The organism is Kitasatospora phosalacinea (assembly GCF_030268885.1).
In the GTDB taxonomy this organism is placed as follows: domain Bacteria; phylum Actinomycetota; class Actinomycetes; order Streptomycetales; family Streptomycetaceae; genus Kitasatospora; species Kitasatospora phosalacinea_C.
The window spans coordinates 1-2,552 of the sequence record NZ_BSSA01000075.1 but is presented as its reverse complement, the minus strand read 5'-3'; the positions used below and the strand labels follow the sequence as shown (position 1 = coordinate 2,552).

At 71.2% G+C, this 2,552-nt stretch carries 1 protein-coding gene; it reads right to left on the bottom strand.

The features are described 5' to 3' along the window. On the bottom strand, positions 1-2,552 hold a 2,552-nt coding region (gene metH, locus QSK52_RS38930), incomplete at both ends, for a methionine synthase (RefSeq protein ID WP_285741017.1).

The window sequence follows — 2,552 nt, the reverse complement described above, 5'->3', positions numbered from 1 at the left end:
CCGCGGTACTTGAGCGCGAACATGTCCCGGACGTCCTGCGGGTCCTCGTCGCCGAAGCCGAGCTCGTAGCGGACCCGGGCGTGCCAGAACTCGGCCAGCGCCTCGGCGAGCTGGACGGACAGGCCGTGCAGTTCGAGGTAGTCGCGGTAGGAGTTGCCGGCGAACAGCTCGTTGGCGGCCTCGGAGATCCGGTTGCCCATGGTGACCACCTGCAGGCCGACCACGTCGCGCTCCCCCGACTCCTCCGGACGGAAGAAGTCGGCCAGGCACAGGCGGCGGCCGCGGCGCTGGCGCGGGAAGGTGAAGCGGGTCAGCTCGGAGCCGTCCTCGCGGTAGAGGATGAGGTCGTCGCCCTTGGAGTTGGCCGGGAAGTAGCCGTAGACCACGGCGGGCTCCAGCCAGCCCTCGGTCTGCAGCCGGTCCAGCCAGCCGCGCAGCCGCGGGCGGCCCTCGGTCTCCACCAGCTCCTCGTAGGTCGGGCCTCCGCTGCGCCCGCCCTTGAGGCCCCACTGGCCCTTGAACAGGGCGTCCTCGTCGAGCCAGGAGGCGTAGTCCTGGAACGGGATGCCCTTGACGATCCGGTCGCCCCAGAACGGCGGGACGGGGACCGGGTTGTCGACGGCCACGTCGGAGCGGATCTGGCCGAGGTTGACCTCCTCCGGCTCCTCCACCTCGACCCGGGCGTGGCGGCGCTTGCGCAGCTCGGGCAGGGCGGCGCCGGGGACGCCGCGCTTGATGCCGACCAGGGCGTCCATCAGGCGCAGGCCCTCGAAGGCGTCCCGGGCGTAGCGGACCTCGCCGTCGTAGATCTCGTGCAGGTCCTGCTCGACGTAGGCGCGGGTGAGGGCGGCGCCGCCGAGGATGACCGGGAAGTCGGCGGCCAGCGCACGCTGGTTGAGCTCCTCCAGGTTCTCCTTCATGATCACCGTGGACTTCACCAGCAGGCCGGACATGCCGATCACGTCGGCCTTGTGCTCCTGGGCGGCCTCGACGATCGCCGACACCGGCTGCTTGATGCCCAGGTTGACGACGTGGTAGCCGTTGTTGGACAGGATGATGTCGACCAGGTTCTTGCCGATGTCGTGCACGTCGCCCTTGACGGTGGCGAGCACGATGGTGCCCTTGCCCTCGCTGTCGGACTTCTCCATGTGCGGTTCGAGGTGCGCGACGGCGGCCTTCATCACCTCGGCGGACTGCAGCACGAACGGCAGCTGCATCTCGCCGGAGCCGAACAGCTCGCCGACCACCTTCATGCCGGACAGCAGCGTGTCGTTGATGATCTCCAGCGCCGGGCGCTCGGTCAGCGCGGCGTCCAGGTCGGCCTCCAGGCCGTTGCGCTCGCCGTCGATGATCCGGCGCTGCAGGCGCTCCTCCAGCGGGAGGGCGGCCAGCTCCTCGGCCTTGGACGCGGCGGAGGAGGCGGCGGAGACGCCCTCGAAGAGCTGGAGCAGCTTCTGCAGGGGGTCGTAGCCCTCGCTGCGGCGGTCGTAGACCAGGTCGAGGGCGGCCTGGCGGCGGTCCTCGGGGATCCGGTTCATCGGGAGGATCTTGGCGGCGTGCACGATCGCGGAGTCCAGGCCGGCCTCCACGCACTCGTGCAGGAACACCGAGTTGACCACCTGGCGGGCGGCCGGGTTGAGGCCGAAGGAGATGTTCGACAGGCCCAGGGTGGTCTGCACGTTCGGGCGGCGGCGCTTGAGCTCGCGGATCGCCTCGATGGTCTCGATGCCGTCGCGGCGGGACTCCTCCTGGCCGGTGGCCAGGGTGAAGGTCAGGCAGTCGACCAGGATCGAGGACTCGTCGATGCCGTACTCGGTGGTGAGCTGGTCGATCAGGCGCTCGGCGATGGCGACCTTGGTCTCGGCGGTGCGGGCCTGGCCCTGCTCGTCGATGGTCAGCGCGATCAGGCCGGCGCCGTGCTCGCGGGCCAGCGCGGCGATCCTCCCGAACCGGGTGTCGGGGCCGTCGCCGTCCTCGTAGTTGACGGAGTTGAGGACGGCCCGGCCGCCGAGCATCTCCAGGCCGGCCGCGAGCACCGGCGGCTCGGTGGAGTCCAGCACGATCGGCAGGGTGGAGGCGGTGGCCAGGCGGCCGGCGATCTCGCGCATGTCGGCGACGCCGTCGCGGCCCACGTAGTCCACGCACAGGTCGAGCAGGTGGGCGCCCTCGCGGATCTGTTCGCGGGCGATCTCCACGCAGGTCTGCCAGTCCGCGGCGAGCATCGCCTCGCGGAACTTCTTCGAGCCGTTGGCGTTGGTGCGCTCGCCGATCGCCAGGTAGGAGGTGTCCTGCCGGAACGGCACCGCCTGGTAGAGCGAGGCGGCGGACGCCTCCGGCTTCGGGTCGCGCGGCGTGACCGGCAGGCCCTGGACCCGCTCGACGACCTGGCGCAGGTGCTCGGGGGTGGTGCCGCAGCAGCCGCCGACCAGGGCCAGGCCGTAGTCGCGGACGAAGGCCTCGTGGGCGTCGGCGAGTTCGGCCGGGCTGAGCGGGTAGTGCGCGCCGTCCTTGGTGAGCACCGGCAGGCCCGCGTTCGGCATGCAGGACAGGCC